Raw genomic sequence first — 812 nt, forward strand, 5'->3', positions numbered from 1 at the left:
GTCAGCGGAAAACTTAGCGAAACTCGATCTAGCGAAGAAAGATTGGGAAGTTCGTTTTGCAGAAAACCGCACCAACAATAACGCTGCGGACGGTGAGCTGCTTGGCTTCTCTATGCTGCAAGAATCGGTGGATCAAGCCTCTTACATGTACTCAGACAACAAATACTTAGCGGAAATGGCGAAGTTGGTGTCTGATGGCGTAGAAGGTAAAGATCGTGCGCAAGAATTCCTGAACGGTGCCGAGAAAATCAAAACGTACATTAACCAATGTATGTTTGATGAAAGCACAGGATTCTTCTACGACATTCACTTAAATGTGGCTGAAGATGGCACTACTCCTGCGCCTCTTGCAAATGGCTGTGCGGGTTTGCCTATTGTAGAGCGTGGACGTGGCCCTGAAGGTTGGTCGCCGCTGTTTAATGGTGCAGCAACGCAAGAGCATGCCGATAAAGTGATCGCGGTGATGCGTGATCAAGACGAGTTCAACACGCCAGATAAATTCCAAGGAACGGGTGTGCCTTTGCCGACCGCATCGCAAACCAACCCTGCTTACGGTAAAGATGTGTACTGGCGTGGTCGTGTGTGGCTAGACCAAGTGTACTTTGGCTTCCGTGCGATGGAAAACTACGGCTACAAAGAAGAAGCGATTGCAATGGCGAATGAACTGTTTAACAACGCAGAAGGTATGACGGGTGACATGCCAATCCGTGAAAACTACAACCCAGAGACGGGCGCGGTACAAGGTGCGTCGAACTTCTCTTGGTCTGCGGCGCATTTGTACATGATGTACAACGGATTCTTCAAAAACTAGA

General features: G+C 48.8%; 1 protein-coding gene. It reads left to right on the forward strand.

Annotated elements, in window-relative coordinates; genetic code table 11:
• A partial coding sequence (locus R7Q48_RS26280; protein WP_318133127.1) for an MGH1-like glycoside hydrolase domain-containing protein occupies positions 1-811 on the forward strand: 811 nt, incomplete at its 5' end.
• Position 812: the final 1 nt, after the last annotated feature.

It is taken from the genome of Vibrio sp. 378 (genome assembly GCF_033339435.1).